Genomic DNA, 939 nt, shown 5'->3' with positions numbered 1-939 from the left:
CTAGACGAGTAAGTCCTAACGGCCCTGGGTGGTGGAGATAGACGAAGGGTGTTGAGGATCAGTTTGTGACGACCGACCTCAACACCCTTCTGACGGCACTGTACGTGAAGATCGATGACTGGCTCGGGCGGCAGCGGAGGCCTGGGCGGCCGCCGAGGCTGTCTGATGCGGAACTGCTGACCCTGGCCGTGGCTCAGGTCCTGCTCGGCGTGCGGTCTGAAGCCCGGTGGCTGCGGTTCGTTCCCGGGCATCTGCCCGGGGCGTTTCCCTACCTGCCCGGGCAGTCCGGGTACAACAAGCGGTTGCGGGCGGCGGTGCCGCTGCTCAAGCGAGCGATCCGCGTGGTCGCGGCGGACACCGACCTGTGGACCGACGCCACCTGGGTGGTTGACTCGACGCCGGTCGAGTGCGGCCGGTCCCGACCGACCGTGAAACGTTCGGACCTGGCCGGGTGGGCCGGCTACGGCTACTGCGCCTCGCACTCGCGGTTCTTCTGGGGACTGCGGCTGCATCTGATCTGCACCCCGGCCGGCTTGCCGATCACCTGGGCCCTCGCGACGCCGAAGGTCGATGAACGTCAGGTCTTGATGGCTGTCCTCGAGCACGACCCTGACCTCATCGCCGAGCGTCCCGGCCTGCTGATCGTCGCGGACAAGGGATACGTGTCCGCGGAACTCGACCGGTGGCTGGCCGAGCGTGGGGTCCAGTTGCTCAGACCGTCGTACCGCAACCGGACCCCACGCCCGGACGAGCACTTACTGAAACCGATCCGGCAGCTCATCGAGTCCGTCAACGACACGCTGAAAGGCCAACTCGACCTCGAACTGCACGGCGGACGCAGCATCGAAGGCGTCACGGCACGCGTCGCGCAACGCCTCCTCGCGATGACCGCCGCGATCTGGCACAACCGGACCACCGGCCAACCCGTGACCAGGTCCC

Annotated in this window: 1 protein-coding gene; it reads left to right on the top strand. The window is 67.2% G+C overall.

Translation table 11 applies throughout. The features are described 5' to 3' along the window. Positions 1-65 precede the first annotated feature (65 nt). Positions 66-939: IS982 family transposase (locus ACPXBU_RS34820; protein WP_425761398.1), on the top strand; the 874-nt coding region annotated here is incomplete at its 3' end.

It is taken from the genome of Micromonospora sp. DT231 (genome assembly GCF_049847025.1).
Taxonomy (GTDB): domain Bacteria; phylum Actinomycetota; class Actinomycetes; order Mycobacteriales; family Micromonosporaceae; genus Micromonospora.
This window is presented reverse-complemented; position numbering and strand designations above follow the sequence as displayed.